The sequence below is a fragment of the Xenorhabdus santafensis genome, assembly GCF_033949405.1.
Taxonomy (GTDB): domain Bacteria; phylum Pseudomonadota; class Gammaproteobacteria; order Enterobacterales; family Enterobacteriaceae; genus Xenorhabdus; species Xenorhabdus santafensis.
Genome location: NZ_VCDN01000298.1, coordinates 1 through 364 on the forward strand (window position 1 = coordinate 1; position 364 = coordinate 364).

Below are 364 nucleotides of genomic sequence, written 5' to 3' on the forward strand. Positions count from 1 at the left end.
ACCAGTACCGTGAGGGAAAGGTGAAAAGCACCCCGGAAGGGGAGTGAAAGAGATCCTGAAACCGTGTGCCTACAAATAGTCAGAGCCCGTTAATGGGTGATGGCGTGCCTTTTGTAGAATGAACCGGCGAGTTACGATCCCGTGCGAGGTTAAGCTGAAGAGGCGGAGCCGCAGCGAAAGCGAGTCTGAATAGGGCGTTTAGTACGTGGTCGTAGACCCGAAACCAGGTGATCTACCCATGTCCAGGGTGAAGTTCAGGTAACACTGAATGGAGGCCCGAACCCACGCACGTTGAAAAGTGCGGGGATGAGGTGTGGGTAGCGGAGAAATTCCAATCGAACCTGGAGATAGCTGGTTCTCCCCG

Annotated in this window: 1 rRNA gene; it reads left to right on the plus strand. The window is 54.4% G+C overall.

Features of this window, described 5'->3' with window-relative positions:
• A 23S ribosomal RNA gene (locus FE392_RS20320) occupies positions 1-364 on the plus strand; the annotation flags it as partial.